Below are 20,860 nucleotides of genomic sequence, written 5' to 3'. Positions count from 1 at the left end.
CTGATGTCTCAAGTAAAAGGATTGTGTGTTATGGATGTTGATGGAACCTTAATCCTAGAAGAAGTGATTGATCTTTTGGGTAGAGAGGCAGGTCGTGAGGAGGAAATTTCGCAGATTACAAGTCGGGCAATGCAAGGAGAGTTGGACTTTGAGAGCAGTTTAAGAAAAAGAGTGTCCTTCTTGGAAGGCCTTTCTATTTCGGTCTTTGATACAGTCTTTAACTCTATTCATCTATCGCCAAATGCACAGAAATTTATCTCTATTCTCCAAAAGAATGGCATTCTAGTTGGTCTGGTGTCAGGTGGTTTTACGCAAATAGTTGAGAGATTAGCAAAATCCCTAGGGATTACCTATTTCTCTGCCAACCAACTTGAAATCAAAGACTGTCTTCTAACAGGAAAATTAGTTGGACAAATTATTAGTCCTGAAATCAAACAAGCAACCCTAGAACAATGGAGAAAGGAACTAAGACTTTCTAAAAAAAGAACAATAGCAATCGGAGATGGGGCCAATGATTTATTAATGTTGCAGTCGGCGGGGATAGGAATCGCCTTTTGTGCCAAAGAAGTGCTCAAAAAAGAAATACCTTATTATGTTGACAAGAGGGATTTTTTAGAAGTTCTTCCTTTGATTAACTTTTTAGAATGAGGGAAAATATGAAGATTGTAATTGCACCAGATTCGTTTAAGGAAAGCTTGACATCTCAACAGGTAGCTGAAGCTATAAAAAGAGGCTTCCAACAATCGATAGCAGATGTAGACTGTCTCCTCTGCCCTGTTGGTGATGGGGGAGAAGGTACTGTAGATGCTATTCGACATTCTCTTGCCCTAGAAGAAAAATGTGTCCAAGTGACAGGACCTTTTGGACAAAAAGAAGCCATGCGCTATTTTCAAAAAGGGGAACTGGCACTCTTTGAAGTTGCCGACTTGGTTGGTCTTGGAAAGATTCCGCTAGAGAAACGAAATCCACTTCAAATCCAAACTTGTGGTATTAGAGAGTTGATTCGCCACCTCATTGTTAAAGAGATTAAAGATATCTTTATCGGCGTTGGTGGCACGGCCAGTAATGATGGAGGTATTGGGATAGCTGCTGGATTGGGTTATCAATTTTATGATAAGGATGGAAATGTCTTGCCTGCATGCGGTCAATCCTTACTAAAACTAGCTTCTGTTTCAATAGAAAATCGCTATGAAATTCCTGAAGATTTGCAAATTCGTATTTTAGCAGATGTCGTGAGTCCCTTATGTGGTCCTCAAGGTGCGACCTACACTTTTGGAAAGCAAAAAGGTTTACATCCTACTATGTTTGCAGTCGTAGATCAGGCAATCCAAGATTTTTATGAAAAAGCCTCACCTGTAACATTGGAAATTAAAGGAGCTGGTGGAGGCATTGCTAGCGGTTTGTGTGCTTTTGCTCAGGCAAATATCGTGTCTGGAATTGATACCTGTTTAGATTTGATTGATTTTGATAAGAAAGTTGCATATGCTGACTTGGTAGTTGTAGGAGAAGGAAGGCTAGATCGTCAAAGTTTGGCTGGTAAAGCGCCAATAGGTGTTGCAAAAAGAACCCCTGCTGGAGTTCCTGTCATTGCTATTTGCGGTAGTCTTGCTGAAGATTTACCTTCCCTACCATTTGAAAATATCCAAGTCGCCTTTTCAATTTTGGAGAAAAGTGAAGCTCTAGAAGATAGTTTGAAAAATGCCAGTCTCTATTTGGAGCACACGGCCGCCAATATAGGGCATTTATTAAATATGCGCAAGATTTAGCCAAACCATTTCTTCCAGATGGATGTTTTGGCTGGTTCTACTTTTTTAACTTCCCAAAGTTTCGGAAAAGCAAGTCGAAGGTCCTTTTCTTCTACTTGAACTGGTGCATTGGTGTGGATAATCAGGCCAAAAGGAGAAGAAGTATGCTCTTCAGATACAATGGTAGCTTGACTATCAGTTTCTTTTGCCTCTTTTAAGTAGAAAACTTGCTTATCAAATTCGATAGTTGGTGAAATCTTCACAAATAGTGGCTCTGCTTTGTCCTGAAGATTTTCTAAAATAGATAAAAAACCTTTTTCTAGTTGAGGGCTATTTGCCGTATCAATATCTGCATATCCAAGAACTCTTTCCTCAAAAGTACCAAGATAGCGTCTTTGCTCATCTGGATTTAATTTTGCTCCACCATGAGCTTTTTCAAGTAATTGTTTTGATAAATCTGTCATGAAAACAGTATATCATAAAAGTTAGAATAAAACAGACAAAAGAAAGCGATTACTTTATAAAGTTAAGGAAAATTTGCACAAAGATAACGTTTTTTCTTGAAAAAGGAGGGTATTTAAGGTATTATAGAGGTGTAAAAAATTTAACTCATAAGGAGAGTAAAAAATGTCAATTATTACTGATGTTTACGCTCGCGAAGTCCTAGACTCACGCGGTAACCCAACACTTGAAGTAGAAGTTTACACTGAATCAGGTGCTTTCGGACGTGGTATGGTTCCATCAGGAGCTTCTACTGGTGAACACGAAGCAGTTGAACTTCGCGACGGTGACAAATCTCGTTACGGTGGTCTTGGTACACAAAAAGCTGTTGACAACGTAAACAACATCATTGCTGAAGCTATCATCGGCTACGATGTACGTGATCAACAAGCTATCGACCGTGCTATGATCGCTCTTGACGGTACTCCTAACAAAGGTAAATTGGGTGCAAACGCAATCCTTGGTGTGTCTATCGCTGTAGCTCGTGCTGCTGCTGACTACCTTGAAATCCCACTTTACAGCTACCTTGGTGGATTCAACACTAAAGTTCTTCCAACTCCAATGATGAACATCATCAACGGTGGTTCTCACTCTGACGCTCCAATCGCTTTCCAAGAGTTCATGATCTTGCCAGTTGGTGCGCCAACATTCAAAGAAGCTCTTCGTTACGGTGCTGAAATCTTCCACGCTCTTAAGAAAATCCTTAAATCACGTGGTTTGGAAACTGCCGTAGGTGACGAAGGTGGATTCGCTCCTCGTTTCGAAGGAACTGAAGATGGTGTTGAGACTATCCTTGCTGCGATCGAAGCTGCTGGATATGTTCCAGGTAAAGACGTATTTATCGGATTTGACTGTGCTTCATCAGAATTCTACGATAAAGAACGTAAAGTTTACGACTACACTAAATTTGAAGGTGAAGGCGCTGCTGTTCGTACATCTGCAGAACAAATCGACTACCTTGAAGAATTGGTTAACAAATACCCAATCATCACTATCGAAGATGGTATGGATGAAAACGACTGGGATGGTTGGAAAGCTCTTACTGAACGTCTTGGTAAGAAAGTGCAACTTGTTGGTGACGACTTCTTCGTAACAAACACTGACTACCTTGCACGTGGTATCCAAGAAGGTGCTGCTAACTCAATCCTTATCAAAGTTAACCAAATCGGTACTCTTACTGAAACTTTCGAAGCTATTGAAATGGCTAAAGAAGCTGGTTACACTGCCGTTGTATCACACCGTTCAGGTGAAACTGAAGATTCAACAATCGCTGACATCGCAGTTGCAACAAACGCAGGACAAATCAAGACTGGTTCACTTTCACGTACAGACCGTATCGCTAAATACAACCAATTGCTTCGCATCGAAGACCAACTTGGTGAAGTAGCAGAATACCGTGGATTGAAATCATTCTACAACCTTAAAAAATAAAATAGTTCAGTAAGCTATTTTATCCCGAACCTTGAAATTAAAAAGTTCGGCCGTTGATTTAACAACGTTTCTAGCCCATCGGATTTTTTCCGAAGGGCTATTTTTCTGTTCAGGGGGCATAAAAGGGGCATAACTTTTTAAGAAAGTTCAGTTACCAACAAATACGATTTAGCTAATATAATTGAAAATGATGGAAAAAAGGGTGAATTTATGATATACTTTTACACAGGACCTTTTTAGAAATTTTGAAAGAGTATTAAAAATTAAAAATGAGAAAAATTGTTATCAATGGTGGTTTGCCCCTGCAAGGTGAGATTACCATTAGTGGCGCAAAAAATAGTGTAGTAGCTTTGATTCCAGCTATTATCTTGGCTGATGATGTGGTGACTTTGGATTGTGTACCAGATATTTCTGATGTTGCTAGTCTTGTTGAAATCATGGAGTTAATGGGGGCTACCGTTAAGCGTTATGACGATGTGTTAGAGATTGATCCAAGAGGTGTTCAAAATATTCCAATGCCTTATGGGAAAATCAATAGTCTTCGTGCATCTTATTATTTTTATGGAAGTCTTTTAGGTCGCTTTGGCGAAGCCACTGTTGGCCTGCCTGGTGGATGTGATTTGGGACCTCGTCCGATTGACCTACACCTTAAGGCTTTTGAAGCTATGGGTGCCACTGTTAGCTACGAGGGAGATAACATGAAGTTGTCTGCTAAAGATTCAGGACTCCATGGTGCAAGTATTTACATGGATACGGTTAGTGTCGGTGCGACGATTAATACGATGATTGCTGCGGTTAAAGCAAATGGGCGTACCATTATTGAAAATGCAGCTCGTGAACCTGAGATTATTGATGTTGCCACTCTCTTGAATAATATGGGTGCCCATATCCGTGGTGCTGGAACCAATATTATCATTATTGATGGTGTTGAAAGATTACATGGGACACGTCATCAGGTGATTCCAGACCGTATTGAAGCGGGAACATATATTTCCTTAGCTGCGGCAGTTGGTAAGGGAATTCGTATAAATAATGTTCTTTACGAACACCTAGAAGGATTTATTGCTAAGTTGGAAGAAATGGGAGTGAGAATGACAGTATCTGAAGACAGCATTTTTGTCGAAGAACAGTCTAATTTGAAAGCAATCAATATTAAGACAGCTCCTTATCCAGGCTTTGCAACTGATTTGCAACAACCGATTACCCCTCTTTTGCTAACAGCTAATGGTCGTGGTACAATTGTTGATACGATTTACGAAAAACGTGTAAACCATGTTTTTGAATTAGCTAAGATGGACGCAGATATATCAACAACAAATGGTCATATTTTATACACAGGTGGACGTGGTTTGCGTGGAGCAAGTGTTAAAGCGACTGACCTGAGAGCTGGTGCAGCTTTAGTTATTGCTGGTTTGATGGCCGAGGGACAAACTGAAATTACCAATATCGAGTTTATCTTACGTGGTTATTCTGATATTATCGAAAAATTACGTAATCTAGGAGCGGATATTACACTTGTTGAGGATTAAACCGTAGAGGTGTTTATGAATATTTGGACCAAATTAGCAATGTTTTCTTTTTTTGAAACGGATCGCTTGTATTTGCGTCCTTTCTTTTTTAGTGATAGCCAGGACTTTTATGAGATAGCTTCGAATCCAGAAAATCTTCAATTTATTTTTCCAAGTCAAGCTAGTCTCGAAGAGAGTCAATATGCACTGGCCAATTATTTTATGAAATCTCCATTAGGAGTATGGGCTATTTGTGACAAGAAAAATCAACAAATGATTGGTTCAATCAAGTTTGAAAAGCTAGACGAAATCAAAAAAGAAGCAGAGCTTGGCTATTTTTTGAGAAAAGATGCTTGGTCACAAGGATTTATGACAGAAGTTGTAAAAAAACTTTGCCAACTTTCTTTTGAAGAATTTGATTTAAAACAATTATCTATTATAACCCATCTTGAAAATGAAGCTAGCCAAAAGGTTGCTCTTAAGTCTGGATTTAGTTTGTTCCGTCAGTTTAAAGGCAGCGATCGCTATACAAGGAAAATGCGAGATTATCTTGAATTTCGCTTTGTAAAGGGAGAATTTAATGAGTAAACATCAAGAAATTCTAAGCTATTTGGAAGAATTACCTGTTGGAAAAAGGGTCAGTGTTCGTAGTATTTCCAATCATCTGGGAGTCAGTGATGGAACGGCTTATCGGGCCATCAAGGAAGCTGAAAACCGTGGAATTGTGGAGACTCGTCCCCGTAGTGGAACAATTCGCGTTAAATCGAAGAAAGTTGCTATCGAAAGATTAACATATGCAGAAATTGCAGAAGTAACTTCTTCTGAGGTGTTAGCTGGACAAGAAGGTTTAGAAAGAGAATTTAGTAAGTTCTCTATTGGTGCTATGACCGAACAAAACATCCTATCCTATCTTCATGATGGGGGACTCTTGATTGTCGGAGACCGAACCCGTATTCAGTTGTTAGCCTTGGAAAACGAAAATGCAGTTCTGGTTACAGGTGGATTTCAGGTTCATGATGATGTCCTTAAACTGGCCAATCAAAAAGGGATTCCTGTTTTAAGAAGTAAGCATGATACCTTTACCGTTGCGACCATGATCAATAAAGCCTTGTCAAATGTCCAAATTAAGACTGATATTTTGACAGTTGAGAAACTTTATCGCCCGAGTCATGAATATGGTTTTTTGAGAGAGACAGACACAGTCAAAGATTATTTGGACTTAGTTCGTAAGAATCGTAGCAGCCGTTTTCCAGTTATTAACCAACATCAGGTTGTTGTTGGCGTTGTAACCATGAGAGATGCGGGAGATAAATCACCAAGTACGACAATTGATAAGGTCATGTCTCGTAGTTTATTTTTGGTTGGATTATCGACAAATATTGCCAATGTGAGTCAACGGATGATTGCTGAAGACTTTGAAATGGTACCAGTTGTTCGAAATAATCAAACCTTACTTGGGGTTGTAACCAGACGAGATGTCATGGAGAAGATGAGTCGTTCCCAAGTTTCTGCTCTACCTACTTTTTCTGAGCAGATTGGACAAAAGCTCTCTTATCACCATGATGAGGTAGTGATTACAGTTGAACCCTTTATGCTCGAGAAGAACGGAGTTTTGGCTAATGGTGTATTGGCAGAAATTTTGACCCACATGACCCAAGATTTAGTTGTTAATAGTGGTCGCAATCTCATTATCGAGCAGATGCTAATCTACTTTTTGCAGGCTGTTCAGATAGATGATATACTGCGCATTCAAGCACGCATCATCCATCATACTAGACGATCAGCTATTATTGATTACGATATTTATCATGGTCATCAGATTGTTTCAAAAGCAACTGTGACTGTTAAAATTAATTAGAAACTAGGAGAAAAGATGATAACATTAAAATCAGCTCGTGAAATCGAAGCTATGGACAAGGCTGGAGATTTTCTAGCAAGTATTCATATCGGCTTACGTGATTTGATTAAGCCTGGCGTAGATATGTGGGAAGTTGAAGAGTATGTCCGACGTCGTTGTAAGGAAGAAAATTTCCTTCCGCTTCAGATTGGAGTTGATGGTGCAATGATGGACTATCCTTATGCTACCTGTTGCTCTCTTAATGATGAAGTAGCTCATGCTTTCCCTCGTCACTATATCTTGAAAGATGGTGATTTACTCAAAGTTGATATGGTTTTGGGAGGTCCTATAGCTAAATCTGACCTGAATGTCTCAAAATTAAACTTCAACAATGTGGAGCAAATGAAAAAATACACTCAGAGTTACTCTGGTGGTCTAGCAGACTCTTGTTGGGCTTATGCTGTTGGTACACCGTCCGAAGAAGTAAAAAATTTGATGGATGTAACCAAAGAAGCTATGTACAAGGGAATCGAGCAAGCTGTTGTTGGAAACCGTATTGGTGATATCGGTGCAGCCATTCAAGAATACGCTGAAAGTCGTGGTTACGGTGTAGTGCGTGATTTGGTTGGTCATGGTGTTGGCCCAACCATGCACGAAGAACCAATGGTTCCTAACTATGGTATTGCTGGTCGTGGGCTTCGTCTCCGTGAAGGAATGGTTTTGACCATTGAACCAATGATTAATACAGGTGACTGGGAAATTGATACAGATATGAAAACTGGTTGGGCGCATAAGACCATTGATGGTGGATTGTCATGTCAATATGAACACCAATTCGTGATTACGAAAGATGGGCCTGTTATCTTGACTAGCCAAGGTGAAGAAGGAACTTATTAATAAAAAGCGAAAAGGCTACTGGAAATTCATTTTGATAAAAAATCCAGTAGATCTTTTTATAATAAAACGCATTGTATCAAGTTTTAACTAGCTGATATGATGTGTTTTTCTGATTTTAAGATTCTTATCTCAATCTCTTGGCCTTTATTATGATTTCATACTCAATGAAAATCAAAGAGCAAACTAGGAAGCTAGCCGCAAGCTGTACTTGAGTACGGTAAGGCGACGCTGACGTGGTTTGAAGAGATTTTCGAAGAGTATCAAAAATAAAATTCTTCTAAAATGGTACACTTCAGGTTAAAAAAATGTCATTTCAGATTTTCTGGTTCAGAAATAGCTATCACTATGATATAATTATTTTATGATTATTACTATTCCTATAAAGAACCAAAAAGATATTGGCACCCCATCTGATTCAGTCGTGGTTCTCGGCTATTTTGATGGTATACATAAGGGGCATCAAGAATTATTTCGTGTTGCCAATAAGGCTGCGAGAAAGGATTTATTGCCTATCGTCGTTATGACCTTTAATGAATCTCCAAAGATTGCTTTAGAGCCTTATCATCCTGACCTATTTTTGCATATTTTGAATCCTTCTGAACGTGAGAGAAAATTAAAACGTGAAGGTGTAGAAGAATTATATCTCCTTGATTTTAGTAGTCAATTCGCTAGTCTCACGGCAGAAGAATTTTTTGCGACTTATATCAAGGCTATGAATGCCAAAATTATTGTTGCAGGTTTTGATTATACATTTGGCTCTGACCAAAAAACAGCAGAAGACTTAAAGGATTACTTTGATGGAGAAGTCATTATTGTTCCACCTGTAGAAGATGAGAAAGGAAAGATTAGTTCAACACGTATTCGTCAAGCTATTTTAGACGGAAATGTGAAAGAAGCAGGAGAACTTTTGGGGGCACCGCTTCCATCAAGAGGCATGGTGGTTCATGGTAATGCTCGTGGTCGTACGATCGGTTATCCGACAGCGAATTTGGTGCTTTTAGACCGTACTTATATGCCAGCAGATGGTGTTTATGTCGTTGATGTTGAGATTCAACGACAGAAGTATCGTGCTATGGCTAGTGTCGGGAAAAACGTGACCTTCGATGGAGAAGAAGCACGTTTTGAAATCAATATTTTTGATTTTAATCAAGATATTTATGGCGAGACCGTCATGGTTTATTGGCTTGATCGCATTCGAGATATGACCAAATTTGACTCAGTCGACCAATTAGTGGATCAGTTAAAGGCTGATGAAGAAGTAGCTCGGAATTGGTCTTAAGAGTATAAGTAGACAAAAAAGAGGTTGTCTGTGACCTGAAAGATAGATGATTTAGTCTAACTTCTGAGGTCACTACACTACCTCTTTTTATTCTTTTTCAAAGGTAAATCCTTCTCCAAGGATTTCGTGAGCTTCTGTAATAGTGATAAAGGCTTGAGGATCGATTCGATGAATCATTTCCTTCATTTTAACAATTTCATTTCTTCCGACAATACAGTAGATGATTTTCAAATCTTTTTGACTATAGTAGCCTTGCCCTGAGATAAAAGTAACACCTCTTCCTAGGTCATCATTAATAGCCTTAGCAAGTTGGTCAGGACGTTTGGTAATAATCATAAATCCTTTACCTGCGTATCCTCCTTCCCCGATCAAATCAATCACTCGGGATACAATGAAAGTAAAGAGTAGAGTGTAAGTAACCAATCTCAAATCCTTAAAAATAAGGAGAATGAGCATGAGAATACAAAAATCTAAGATAAAAAGTAGTTTCCCCATGGATAAATGAGTGTATTTGTTGAGGATACGAGCTAGAATATCAGTTCCACCCGTTGTACCTCCAGCGTTAAAGATAATTCCAAGACCAATTCCTAACAGAATTCCAGCTATGAGGGCAGTGATTAGTAAATCACCTTGAAGGTCAATATGAAGGGGAATACGCTCAAAAAAAGCTAACCAGGCAGATAAAGCCAAGGTTCCGAGCAAACTAGAGTAGAGAGATTTTGCTCCAAATATTTTCCAAGCTAGGATGAATAGAGGAATATTAATCAGCAGATTCATGAGGGAAACAGGAATTTCAAAAAGATAAAAGGTAATAAGAGTAATGCCTGTAGCCCCTCCTTCGAAGAGATGATGGGGAACTACAAAATAGGTTAGACCAAAAGCGTAAATGCCAGCACCTAGTAAAATAGTTAAAATGGGATAGATTTTTTTAATCATAGGACACCTCTTTTCTTATAAGTTGATTATATCAAATTTTTAAGGAAAATTTGATTGACTCCATTAGGATTTTTAATCTTTTTTTGATATAATTAAAAGTAAGAAAACCAATCTGAATCCTAAAATAGAAAGATTGATACTATGACAAAAATTAAGATTGTTACCGATTCATCTGTTACTATTGAGCCAGAATTAGTAAAGCAATTAGATATCACGGTAGTTCCTCTATCTGTAATGATTGATAATGTTGTTTATTCGGATGCTGATTTAAAAGAAGAAGGTAAGTTTCTTCAGTTGATGCAAGAAAGTAAGAACCTTCCGAAAACAAGTCAACCACCTGTAGGTGTTTTCGCTGAAGTTTTTGAAGACTTGTGCAAGGATGGCAGTCAGATTCTTGCTATTCATATGTCCCATGCCCTTTCAGGTACTGTAGAAGCAGCGCGCCAAGGTGCTAGTTTATCTACTGCTGACGTAACAGTTATTGACAGTTCCTTCACTGACCAAGCCTTGAAATTCCAAGTTGTTGAAGCTGCTAAATTAGCACAAGAAGGCAAAGATATGGAGGAAATTTTATCTCATGTAGAAGAAGTAAAAAACCATACGGAGCTTTATATTGGCGTTTCTACTCTAGAAAATCTAGTAAAAGGTGGACGAATTGGCCGTGTAACGGGATTGTTGAGCTCACTTCTCAATATACGTGTTGTCATGCAGATGAAGGACCATGAATTGCAACCAATGGTTAAAGGGCGTGGAGCTAAAACTTTTAAAAAATGGTTGGATGAGTTGATAATATTGCTCTCTGACCGTTCTGTAGCAGAGATTGGAATTTCATATTCTGGTAGTTCTGATTGGGCAAAAGAGATGAAAGACAATTTGCAACCTTATGTTGAAAAGCCAATTTCAGTATTGGAGACAGGATCTATTATTCAAACTCACACGGGTGAGAACGCTTGGGCTATTTTAGTTCGTTACAATTCCTAAAAAAATAAAGAAAATGCGAATAAATAGCGTTTTTAACTTGACCTAAAAGGGATTTTAGGATATGATTATAGTTGTTAATTAGAAATTAATTTGGAGGAATCATTAACATGGCAAACAAACAAGATTTGATCGCTAAAGTAGCAGAAGCTACAGAATTGACTAAGAAAGACTCAGCAGCAGCAGTTGAAGCTGTATTCGCAGCAGTAGCTGACTACCTTGCAGCTGGTGAAAAAGTTCAATTGATCGGTTTTGGTAACTTTGAAGTTCGTGAGCGTGCTGCACGTAAAGGTCGCAACCCACAAACAGGTAAAGAAATCACAATTGCAGCTTCTAAAGTTCCAGCATTCAAAGCTGGTAAAGCTCTTAAAGACGCTGTTAAATAATTTGAATTTAAAAAGCCTATTGTATCAAGCTTTCTAGCTTGGTCAGTAGGCTTTTTTTGGGCTTTAGAGCCAAAATCTGAATTAGCTAGTGACAGAAAAGATCTTTTAAATACAGGCTAATTTAATTTGCGTAGCAGAAATCATACAAATAAACTTGATTATAGTAAAATAGTAATAGAATTATTAAGAAAGTTGGTTCTTCATTGGAAACGATAGTATTTTCAATCTCCGTTTTTTTAGCAGGCGTTTTATCCTTTTTTTCTCCCTGCATCTTTCCTCTTTTGCCAGTTTATGCTGGGATTTTATTGGATGATCAAGAAAGTGCAAAAAGTTTTTCTTTGTTTGGGAGAAAGGTTCTCTGGTCAGGTTTGATTCGAACACTTTGCTTTATCGTGGGTATCTCTCTCGTTTTCTTTATTCTAGGCTTTGGTGCAGGTTACTTTGGTAATATTCTCTATGCAAATTGGTTTCGATATGTTATGGGAACAATTATTATCATTTTGGGACTTCACCAGATGGAAATTTTTCATTTTAAGAAATTAGAGGTTCAAAAAAGTTTTACTTTTAAGAAATCAGTAACCAATCGTTATTGGTCAGCATTTTTACTTGGTATTACCTTTAGCTTTGGTTGGACGCCTTGTATTGGTCCAGTTTTAAGTTCTGTTTTAGCGCTTGCGGCTTCTGGAGGCAATGGAGCTTGGCAAGGAGCTATCTATACTCTTATTTACACTCTGGGGATGGCTATTCCTTTCTTGGTTTTGGCTCTAGCTTCTGGTGTAGTGATGCCTTATTTTAGTAAAATCAAACGTCATATGATGCTACTAAAGAAAATTGGTGGTTTCCTTATTATTTTAATGGGAATTTTGTTACTATTAGGACAAGTAAATGTTCTAGCTGGAATTTTTGAATAAAGGAGAAAAAGATGAAAAAAGTAATGTTTGCTGGCTTAAGCCTCTTGTCATTAGTCGTATTGATGGCCTGTGGTGAGGAAGAGACTAAAAAGACTCAAGCTCCACAACAAGCCCCAAAACAACAGCAACAAACGCCTGTACAACAAATTGCTGTTGGAAAAGATGCTCCAGACTTTACCTTGCAATCTATGGATGGCAAAGAAGTCAAGTTATCTGATTATAAGGGAAAAAAAGTCTACTTGAAGTTTTGGGCTTCATGGTGTGGTCCATGTAAGAAAAGTATGCCTGAGTTGATGGAATTAGCTGCGAAACCAGATCGTGATTTTGAAATTCTTAGTGTCATTGCACCAGGAATTCAAGGTGAAAAAACTGTCGAGCAATTCCCACAATGGTTCCAAGATCAAGGTTATAAGGATATCCCAGTTCTTTATGATACCAAAGCAACTACCTTCCAAGCTTATCAAATTCGAAGCATTCCTACAGAATACCTGATTGACAGTCAAGGAAAGATTGGAAAGATTCAATTTGGTGTCATCAGCAACGCGGATGCAGAAGCAGCATTTAAAGAAATGAACTAGAATAGATAAAAATCTGATTACAAGAGTGTAGTCAGATTTTTTTAGAAAATTATTTTATAAATATTCACAAATTTCCTATATTTATGGTAAAATAGAATCATCATTTTATTTTGGAGAGAAATATGAATATATTTAGAACAAAGAATGTAAGTTTGGATAAAACGGAAATGCACAGGCATTTGAAGTTATGGGATTTGATTTTGCTGGGTATCGGAGCCATGGTAGGGACAGGCGTCTTTACAATTACAGGTACTGCAGCTGCAACACTTGCTGGTCCAGCCCTAGTGATTTCAATTGTTATTTCTGCCTTGTGTGTGGGATTATCAGCTCTCTTTTTTGCAGAATTTGCCTCGCGAGTACCTGCTACAGGTGGTGCCTACAGTTATCTCTATGCTATCTTAGGAGAATTTCCAGCTTGGTTGGCTGGTTGGTTAACCATGATGGAGTTCATGACAGCCATATCAGGTGTGGCTTCGGGTTGGGCAGCTTATTTTAAAGGCTTGCTCTCTCAATACGGGATAGCCCTTCCTCAGGCTTTAAATGGTACCTTTAATCCTCAAGCAGGGACATTTGTTGATTTATTACCTATTCTTGTCTTAGTCTTGGTGACTTCGCTTGTTTTACTAAATGCCAAGGCAGCCTTACGCTTTAATTCTATTTTAGTTATTTTGAAATTTTCCGCTTTAGCTCTCTTTGTTTTAGTAGGAATTTGGCATATCAAACTTGATAATTGGAGCAATTTTGCTCCTTACGGTTTTGGACAAATCTATGGTGCTAATACTGGTATTATGGCTGGTGCGTCCTTGATGTTCTTCGGTTTTTTGGGATTTGAATCCATCTCTATGGCTGTAGATGAAGTCAAGACTCCTCAAAAAAATATTCCTAGAGGAATTGTCTTATCGCTTTCTATCGTAACCATTCTTTATGCCTTGGTGACACTTGTCTTGACTGGTGTGGTTCACTATAGTCATCTAAATGTTGATGATGCCGTTGCCTTTGCTCTTCGTAGCGTTGGGATTAGTTGGGCAGCCAACTATGTGTCATTAGTGGCTATCTTAACTTTGATTACAGTTTGTATTTCGATGACCTATGCCCTATCACGTATGATTTACAGTTTAGCGCGTGACGGATTGATGCCTGCCGCCTTTAAAGAACTAACGAAGACTAGCAAGGTGCCAAAGAATGCTACTATCTTGACAGGTCTAGCTTCAGCAGTAGCAGCAGGAATGTTTCCATTAGCTAGTATTGCAGCTTTCTTAAACATTTGTACCTTGGCCTACTTGATTATGCTGGCTTATGGTCTGATTCGCTTACGGAAAGAAAAAGGAATCCCCAAAGCTGGAGAATTTAAAACACCATTGGTACCCCTGTTACCCATTTTATCAATTATCATTTGTCTATCCTTTATGTTGCAGTATAATATGGAAACATGGATTGCTTTCTTGATTGCTTTGTTGATAGGAAGTTTTATTTACTTTACTTATGGTTATAATCATTCTACCATAGAAGAATAATACTCTTCGAAAATCTCTTCAAACCACGTCAGCTTCACCTTGCCGTATATATGTGACTGACTTCGTCAGTTCTATCTGCAACCTCAAAAACATGTTTTGAGCAGCCTGCGGCTAGCTTCCTAATTTGCTCTTTGATTTTCATTGAGTATATAAAGTGAGAATCTGTTGAGTTGTTGAAATTCAGCAGATTTTTATATGTGAAAGAAATTTCAAATTTTTTCTAAAAATAGCTTGACAGATTAAATTTTTAGGAGTAGAATGTTTACCAGTTAATTAAATAGTTAAGGGGTTATCCATGAAAAAACAAAGTTTATTTTTAGTATTGTTAAGTGTCTTTCTTTTGTGTTTAGGGGCTTGTGGTCAAAAGGAAAGCCAGACAGGGAAAGGGATGAAAATTGTGACCAGTTTCTACCCTATCTACGCTATGGTAAAGGAAGTGTCAGGTGACTTGAATGATGTTCGGATGATTCAGTCAAGTAGTGGGATTCACTCCTTTGAACCTTCAGCAAATGACATTGCTGCCATCTATGATGCAGATGTCTTTGTTTACCATTCGCATACGCTCGAATCTTGGGCAGGAAGTCTGGATCCAAATCTAAAAAAATCTAAGGTTAAGGTTTTAGAGGCTTCTGAAGGAATGACATTGGAACGTGTCCCTGGTCTAGAAGATGTGGAAGTAGGTGATGGAGTTGATGAAAAAACGCTCTATGATCCTCACACTTGGCTAGATCCGGAAAAAGCTGGAGAAGAAGCTCAAATTGTCGCTGATAAACTTTCGGAGATTGATAGTGAGCATAAAGAAACTTACCAGAAAAATGCGCAAGCCTTTATCAAAAAAGCTCAAGAATTGACTAAGAAATTCCAGCCTAAATTTGAAAAAGCGAGTCAGAAAACATTTGTAACACAACATACAGCCTTTTCTTATCTAGCTAAGAGATTTGGACTTAATCAACTTGGTATTGCAGGTATCTCTCCTGAACAAGAACCAAGTCCACGACAACTAACAGAAATTCAGGAATTTGTTAAAACCTATAAGGTTAAAACAATTTTTACAGAAAGCAATGCTTCTTCAAAAGTAGCTGAAACTCTTGTCAAATCAACAGGTGTGGGGCTTAAAACTTTGAATCCTTTAGAAGCAGACCCACAAAATGACAAGACTTACCTAGAAAATCTAGAAGAAAATATGAGTGTTCTAGCAGAAGAATTAAAGTGAGAAAAGAATGAAAATCAATAAAAAATATCTAGCAGGTTCAGTGGCTGCACTTGTTTTAAGTGTCTGTGCTTATGAACTAGGTTTGCATCAAGCCCAAACTGTAAAAGAAAATAACCGTGTTTCATACATCGATGGTAACCAACCAAGCCAAAAGGCAGAGACTTTGACACCTGATGAAGTCAGTAAAAAAGAAGGTATTAATGCCGAGCAAATCGTCATCAAGATCACTGATCAAGGTTATGTTACCTCTCATGGAGACCATTATCATTACTATAATGGTAAGGTTCCTTATGACGCTATCATCAGTGAAGAACTCCTAATGAAAGATCCGAATTATCAGTTGAAGGATTCCGACATTGTCAATGAAATCAAGGGTGGCTATGTCATTAAGGTAGACGGGAAATACTATGTTTACCTCAAGGATGCGGCTCATGCGGACAATATTCGGACAAAGGAAGAGATTAAACGTCAGAAGCAGGAACATAGCCATAATCATAATGCAAGCACAGATAATGCTGTTGCTGCAGCGAGAGCCCAAGGACGCTATACAACGGATGATGGTTATATCTTTAATGCATCTGATATCATTGAGGACACGGGCGATGCCTATATCGTCCCTCATGGCAATCACTTCCACTATATTCCTAAGAGTGATTTGTCTGCCAGTGAATTGGCTGCTGCCCAAGCTTATTGGAATGGTAAACAGGGTTCTCATGCTTCTACAAGTTCAAGTAAACCAAATAGTAATGATGTAAAACCAGCCCAACTAAGTTTATCAGAGACTCCTAATCTTACTGTCACTCCAACTTATCATCAAGACCAAGGGGAAGATATTCCAACACTTTTACGTGAATTGTATGCCAAGCCTTTATCAGAACGACATGTAGAATCTGATGGACTCGTCTTTGATCCGGCACAAATCATCAAACGTACAGCTAACGGTGTTGCAGTGCCTCACGGAGACCACTATCACTTTATCCCTTATTCCCAAATGTCACTGCTGGAAGAAAAATTAGCTCGTATGATAGCTGTTAAGGGACAAAATGGCAGTGTTTTGCCAAGTATTACTCCTATGAAGCCAGCTCCTACTACCAAACCTCAAGCGCCAGCGGGAAATAAACCGACTGAATTTGATGTCAACCAGGTTGTTAGAAAAGTTGGCGACGGTTATGTTTTCGAGGATAAGGGAGTCAGTCGTTATGTTCTTGCTAAAGATTTGGCAAAGGATAAGATTGATGCTATTGAAAATCTCTTGTCTAAGAAAACTCAAGAAACACACAATCTAGTTGCGAAGAAAGAAAATGTCGCTCCTCGTAACCAAGAATTTTATGATAAAGCATATAATTTATTGGTCGAGGCTCATAAAGCCTTGTCTGAAAATAAGGGTCGTACTTCTGATTTTCAAGCCTTAGACAAATTAGCAGAACGCTTGAATGATGAATCTTCTAATAAAGGAAAATTGGTAGATGATTTATTGGCATTCCTAGCACCAATTACCCATCCAGAACGTCTTGGTAAGCCAAATTCTCAAATTGAATATACCGAAAACGAAGTCCGTATTGCACAATTAGCTGATAAGTATACAACCTCAGATGGCTACATTTTTGACGAACATGATATTATCAGTGATGAAGGAGATGCCTATGTAACGCCTCATATGGGTCATAGTCACTGGATTGGAAAAGACAGTCTTTCTGATAAGGAAAAAGCAGCTGCTCAATCTTATACTAAAGAAAAAGGTATCCTACCTCCGTCTCCAGATGCAGACGCTCAAGCAAATCCAACTGGAGATAGTGCAGCGGCCATTTACAATCGTGTGAAAGGTGAGAAACGAATTCCACTCGTTCGACTTCCATACATGGTAGAGCATACAGTTGAAGTTAAAAACGGGAATTTGATCATTCCTCATAAAGATCATTACCATAACATTAAATTTGCTTGGTTTGACGACCACTCATACAAAGCTCCAAATGGCTATACCTTGGAAGACTTATTTGCGACGATTAAGTACTATGTTGAACATCCTGACGAACGTCCACATTCTAATGATGGATGGGGCAATGCCAGCGAGCATGTCTTAGGTAAGAAAGACCACAGTGAAGATCCAAATAAGAACTTCAAAGCGGATGAAGAGCCAGTAGAGGAAACACCTGCTGAGCCAGAAGTCCCTCAAGTAGAGACTGAAAAAGTAGAAGCCAAGCTCAAAGAAGCAGAAGCTTTACTTGCTAAAGTGACTGATGCGAGTTTGAAAGCCAATGCAACTGAAACCCTAGCTGGTTTACGAAATAACTTAAGTCTCCAAACCATGGATAATAATGGCATCATGACAGAAGCAGAAAAATTACTTGCGTTGTTAAAAGGTAGTAATCCTTCATCTGTAAGTAAGGAAAAAATAAACTAATGAAAAATGAAAGTCTCGATAAAGAGGCTTTTATTTTTATTATGTGGATATGTAAAATTCTTGACAAGCAATACTAAAAAGAGTAAACTATGAACTAGTTAATTAACTAGTTCATCATCTTGTGGTGAATCAAATAGATTTAAGAAAAGAGAAAAGAATGAAAATCAATAAAAAATATCTAGCTGGGTCAGCAGCTGCACTTGTTTTAAGTGTCTGTGCTTATGAACTAGGTTTGCATCAAGCTCAAATTGTAAAAGAAAATAACCGTGTTTCATACATCGATGGCAACCAACCAAGCCAAAAGGCAGAAAATTTGACACCTGATGAAGTCAGTAAAAAAGAAGGTATAAACGCCGAACAAATCGTCATCAAGATTACGGATCAAGGTTATGTGACCTCTCATGGAGACCATTATCATTACTATAATGGCAAGGTTCCTTATGATGCCATCATCAGTGAAGAACTGCTGATGAAAGATCCGAATTATCAGTTGAAGGATTCCGACATTGTCAATGAAATCAAGGGTGGCTATGTCATTAAGGTAGACGGGAAATACTATGTTTACCTCAAGGATGCTGCCCACGCGGATAATATTCGTACAAAAGAAGAGATTAAGCGTCAGAAGCAGGAACACAGTCATAATCATGGAGGCGGTTCTAACGATCAGGCGGTAGTTGCTGCCAGAGCTCAAGGTCGTTATACAACGGATGATGGTTATATCTTTAATGCATCTGATATCATCGAGGACACGGGTGATGCCTATATCGTACCGCATGGAAATCATTTCCACTATATACCTAAGAGTGATTTGTCTGCCAGTGAATTGGCTGCTGCCCAAGCTTATTGGAATGGTAAACAGGGTTCTCATGCTTCTACAAGTTCAAGTAAACCAAATAGTAATGATGTAAAACCAGCCCAACTAAGTTTATCAGAGACTCCTAATCTTACTGTCACTCCAACTTATCATCAAGACCAAGGGGAAGATATTCCAACACTTTTACGTGAATTGTATGCCAAGCCTTTATCAGAACGACATGTAGAATCTGATGGACTCGTCTTTGATCCGGCACAAATCATCAAACGTACAGCTAACGGTGTTGCTGTGCCACACGGAGACCATTATCACTTTATTCCTTATTCACAAATGTCACCTTTGGAAGAAAAATTGGCTCGTATGATAGCTGTTAAGGGACAAAATGGTAGTGTCTTGCCAAGTGTCACTCCTTTGAAGCCAGTCCCTACTACCAAACCTCAAGCGCCAGCGGAAAATAAACCGACTGAATTTGATGTCAACCAGGTTGTTAGAAAAGTTGGCGACGGTTATGTTTTCGAGGATAAGGGAGTCAGTCGTTATGTTCTTGCTAAAGATTTGGCCAAGGATAAGATTGATGCTATTGAAAATCTCTTGTCTAAGAAAACTCAAGAAACACATAATCTAGTTGCGAAGAAAGAAAATGTACCACCTCGTGACCAAGAATTTTATGATAAAGCATATAATTTATTGGCCGAGGCTCATAAAGCCTTGTCTGAAAATAAGGGTCGTATTTCTGATTTCCAAGCTTTGGATAAATTAGCAGAACACTTGAATGATGAATCTTCTAATAAAGGAAAATTAGTAGATGATTTATTAGCATTCCTAGCATCAATTACCCACCCAGAGCGACTTGGCAAACCAAATTCTCAGATTGCTTATACGGACGATGAAATTAAATTAGCGAAATTAGCAGGTAAGTATACAACAGAAGATGGCTATATCTTTAATCCTAGTGATATAACTAGCGATGAAGGCGATGCCTATGTAACTCCACATATGACCCATAGTCATTGGATTAAGAAAGAAAGCTTGTCTGAAGCTGAAAGAGCAGCAGCTCAGGCTTATGCTAAAGAGAAAGGTTTGACGCCTCCTTCAACAGATAATCAGGGGTCAGGAAATACTGAAGTTAAAGGAGTAGAAGCAATCTATAATAAAGTGAAGGCAGCTAAGAAGGTTCCACTTGATCACATGCCTTACAATCTCCAACATACTGTTGAAGTCAAAAACGGAAGCTTGATTATTCCCCATTATGATCATTACCATAACATTAAATTTGGTTGGTTTGACGAAGGACTCTATGAGGCACCTAAGGGTTATAGCCTTGAGGATCTCTTTGCGACTGTAAAATACTATGTAGAACATCCAAACGAACGTCCGCATTCAGATAATGGATGGGGAAACGCAAGTGACCATGTTCGTAAAAATCAAGTAGACAAAGATAGTAAACATGATGAAGTAAGTGAGCCAACTCAACCTGAATCTGATGAAAAAGAGAATCACGCAGGTTTAAATCCTTCAGCAGATAATCTTTATAAACCAAGCACTGATACGGAAGAGACAGAGGAAGAAGCTGAGGATACTACAGATGAGGCTAAAGTTCCTCAAGTAGAGACTGAAAAAGTAGAAGCCAAACTCAAAGAAGTAGAAGCTCTACTTGCTAAAGTAACCGATGCTAGTTTGAAAGACAATGTGGCAGAGAGTCTAGCTGGTTTACGAAATAATTTGAGTCTTCAAACCATGGATAATAATGGTATCATGGCAGAAGCAGAAAAATTGCTTGCTTTGTTAAAAGGTAGTGAGTCAGTTACGACGAAACCAGAAGCATAAATTTTATCTTGTTAAATGAAAATGATGTAAGAGTCAGTAGCAATACTGGCTTTTATTTTTTAAAATGTAATAAAAATCTTGACAGATAAGCTTAAAAAAGGTAA

18 protein-coding genes are annotated in these 20,860 nt (G+C 38.4%); 16 read left to right on the top strand and 2 right to left on the bottom strand.

Annotation, left to right across the window (positions count from 1 at the left end):
* Positions 1 to 3 precede the first annotated feature (3 nt).
* Positions 4 to 648 (top strand): phosphoserine phosphatase SerB, encoded by a 645-nt coding sequence (serB, locus tag GEZ84_RS04845; protein ID WP_153223691.1) that lies wholly within the window; start codon positions 4 to 6, stop codon positions 646 to 648.
* 8 nt (positions 649 to 656) lie between these two features.
* The gene (locus GEZ84_RS04840) at positions 657 to 1,766 is read left to right on the top strand and encodes a glycerate kinase (RefSeq protein WP_153223690.1); all 1,110 of its coding nucleotides are present in this window, start codon (positions 657 to 659) and stop codon (positions 1,764 to 1,766) included.
* Here GEZ84_RS04840 and GEZ84_RS04835 read toward each other — a convergent pair.
* Positions 1,763 to 2,209: a DUF1694 domain-containing protein gene (locus tag GEZ84_RS04835; RefSeq protein ID WP_153223689.1), complete on the bottom strand. Its 447-nt coding sequence runs from the start codon at positions 2,207 to 2,209 to the stop codon at positions 1,763 to 1,765. The genes GEZ84_RS04840 and GEZ84_RS04835 overlap by 4 nt on opposite strands.
* Positions 2,210 to 2,372: 163 nt before the next feature.
* Here GEZ84_RS04835 and eno point away from each other — a divergent pair, with 163 nt between their 5' ends.
* The 6 genes from eno (at position 2,373) to GEZ84_RS04805 (ending at position 9,198) form a co-directional block, all read left to right on the top strand.
* Positions 2,373 to 3,677, top strand: a complete 1,305-nt coding sequence (gene eno / locus GEZ84_RS04830; RefSeq protein ID WP_000022813.1) for a surface-displayed alpha-enolase — start codon at positions 2,373 to 2,375, stop codon at positions 3,675 to 3,677.
* 269 nt (positions 3,678 to 3,946) lie between these two features.
* Positions 3,947 to 5,206, top strand: a complete 1,260-nt coding sequence (locus tag GEZ84_RS04825; RefSeq protein WP_153223688.1) for a UDP-N-acetylglucosamine 1-carboxyvinyltransferase — start codon at positions 3,947 to 3,949, stop codon at positions 5,204 to 5,206.
* 15 nt (positions 5,207 to 5,221) lie between these two features.
* Complete coding sequence (locus GEZ84_RS04820) at positions 5,222 to 5,773, top strand: GNAT family N-acetyltransferase (RefSeq protein WP_153223687.1); 552 nt, start codon at positions 5,222 to 5,224, stop codon at positions 5,771 to 5,773.
* Positions 5,766 to 7,043, top strand: a complete 1,278-nt coding sequence (gene spxR / locus GEZ84_RS04815) for a CBS-HotDog domain-containing transcription factor SpxR (protein ID WP_153223686.1) — start codon at positions 5,766 to 5,768, stop codon at positions 7,041 to 7,043. The genes GEZ84_RS04820 and spxR overlap by 8 nt, the downstream gene beginning before the upstream one ends.
* Before the next feature lie 15 nt (positions 7,044 to 7,058).
* The gene (locus GEZ84_RS04810) at positions 7,059 to 7,919 is read left to right on the top strand and encodes a methionyl aminopeptidase (RefSeq protein WP_000631543.1); all 861 of its coding nucleotides are present in this window, start codon (positions 7,059 to 7,061) and stop codon (positions 7,917 to 7,919) included.
* Positions 7,920 to 8,280: 361 nt separating this feature from the next.
* The gene (locus GEZ84_RS04805) at positions 8,281 to 9,198 is read left to right on the top strand and encodes a bifunctional riboflavin kinase/FAD synthetase (RefSeq protein ID WP_153223685.1); all 918 of its coding nucleotides are present in this window, start codon (positions 8,281 to 8,283) and stop codon (positions 9,196 to 9,198) included.
* A gap of 87 nt (positions 9,199 to 9,285) precedes the next feature.
* Here the strand turns inward: GEZ84_RS04805 and GEZ84_RS04800 are convergent, their stop codons facing one another.
* Positions 9,286 to 10,134 (bottom strand): YitT family protein, encoded by an 849-nt coding sequence (locus GEZ84_RS04800; RefSeq protein WP_153223684.1) that lies wholly within the window; start codon positions 10,132 to 10,134, stop codon positions 9,286 to 9,288.
* A 141-nt stretch (positions 10,135 to 10,275) separates the two neighbouring features.
* Between GEZ84_RS04800 and GEZ84_RS04795 the strand changes: the two genes are divergently transcribed.
* From GEZ84_RS04795 to GEZ84_RS04760, 8 genes are all read left to right on the top strand, one after another.
* The gene (locus GEZ84_RS04795) at positions 10,276 to 11,115 is read left to right on the top strand and encodes a DegV family protein (protein ID WP_153223683.1); all 840 of its coding nucleotides are present in this window, start codon (positions 10,276 to 10,278) and stop codon (positions 11,113 to 11,115) included.
* A 107-nt stretch (positions 11,116 to 11,222) separates the two neighbouring features.
* Entirely contained in the window at positions 11,223 to 11,498 is a 276-nt protein-coding gene (locus tag GEZ84_RS04790) for an HU family DNA-binding protein (protein ID WP_001284637.1), read from the top strand.
* A 203-nt stretch (positions 11,499 to 11,701) separates the two neighbouring features.
* The gene (gene ccdA2, locus GEZ84_RS04785) at positions 11,702 to 12,409 is read left to right on the top strand and encodes a thiol-disulfide oxidoreductase-associated membrane protein CcdA2 (protein ID WP_153223682.1); all 708 of its coding nucleotides are present in this window, start codon (positions 11,702 to 11,704) and stop codon (positions 12,407 to 12,409) included.
* 11 nt (positions 12,410 to 12,420) lie between these two features.
* Positions 12,421 to 12,987 carry a thiol-disulfide oxidoreductase-associated lipoprotein SdbB gene (gene sdbB / locus GEZ84_RS04780; protein WP_153223681.1) on the top strand — a complete coding sequence of 189 codons (567 nt, stop codon included), beginning with the start codon at positions 12,421 to 12,423 and terminating at the stop codon, positions 12,985 to 12,987.
* Positions 12,988 to 13,109: 122 nt separating this feature from the next.
* On the top strand, positions 13,110 to 14,501 hold the full coding sequence (locus GEZ84_RS04775) for an APC family permease (RefSeq protein ID WP_153223680.1): 1,392 nt from the start codon (positions 13,110 to 13,112) through the stop codon (positions 14,499 to 14,501).
* A 295-nt stretch (positions 14,502 to 14,796) separates the two neighbouring features.
* Complete coding sequence (adcAII, locus tag GEZ84_RS04770) at positions 14,797 to 15,714, top strand: zinc-binding lipoprotein AdcAII (protein WP_153223679.1); 918 nt, start codon at positions 14,797 to 14,799, stop codon at positions 15,712 to 15,714.
* 7 nt (positions 15,715 to 15,721) lie between these two features.
* A complete protein-coding gene (locus GEZ84_RS04765) occupies positions 15,722 to 18,115 on the top strand; it encodes a pneumococcal-type histidine triad protein (RefSeq protein WP_153223678.1) in 2,394 nt (797 codons plus the stop codon).
* A 157-nt stretch (positions 18,116 to 18,272) separates the two neighbouring features.
* On the top strand, positions 18,273 to 20,756 hold the full coding sequence (locus GEZ84_RS04760; protein WP_153223677.1) for a pneumococcal-type histidine triad protein: 2,484 nt from the start codon (positions 18,273 to 18,275) through the stop codon (positions 20,754 to 20,756).
* Positions 20,757 to 20,860 lie beyond the last annotated feature (104 nt).

Source organism: Streptococcus mitis, from assembly GCF_009496155.1.
Lineage (GTDB): Bacteria > Bacillota > Bacilli > Lactobacillales > Streptococcaceae > Streptococcus > Streptococcus mitis_BQ.
The sequence above is the reverse complement of the archived record's forward strand: the minus strand, read 5'-3'. Positions and strand labels throughout refer to the sequence as shown.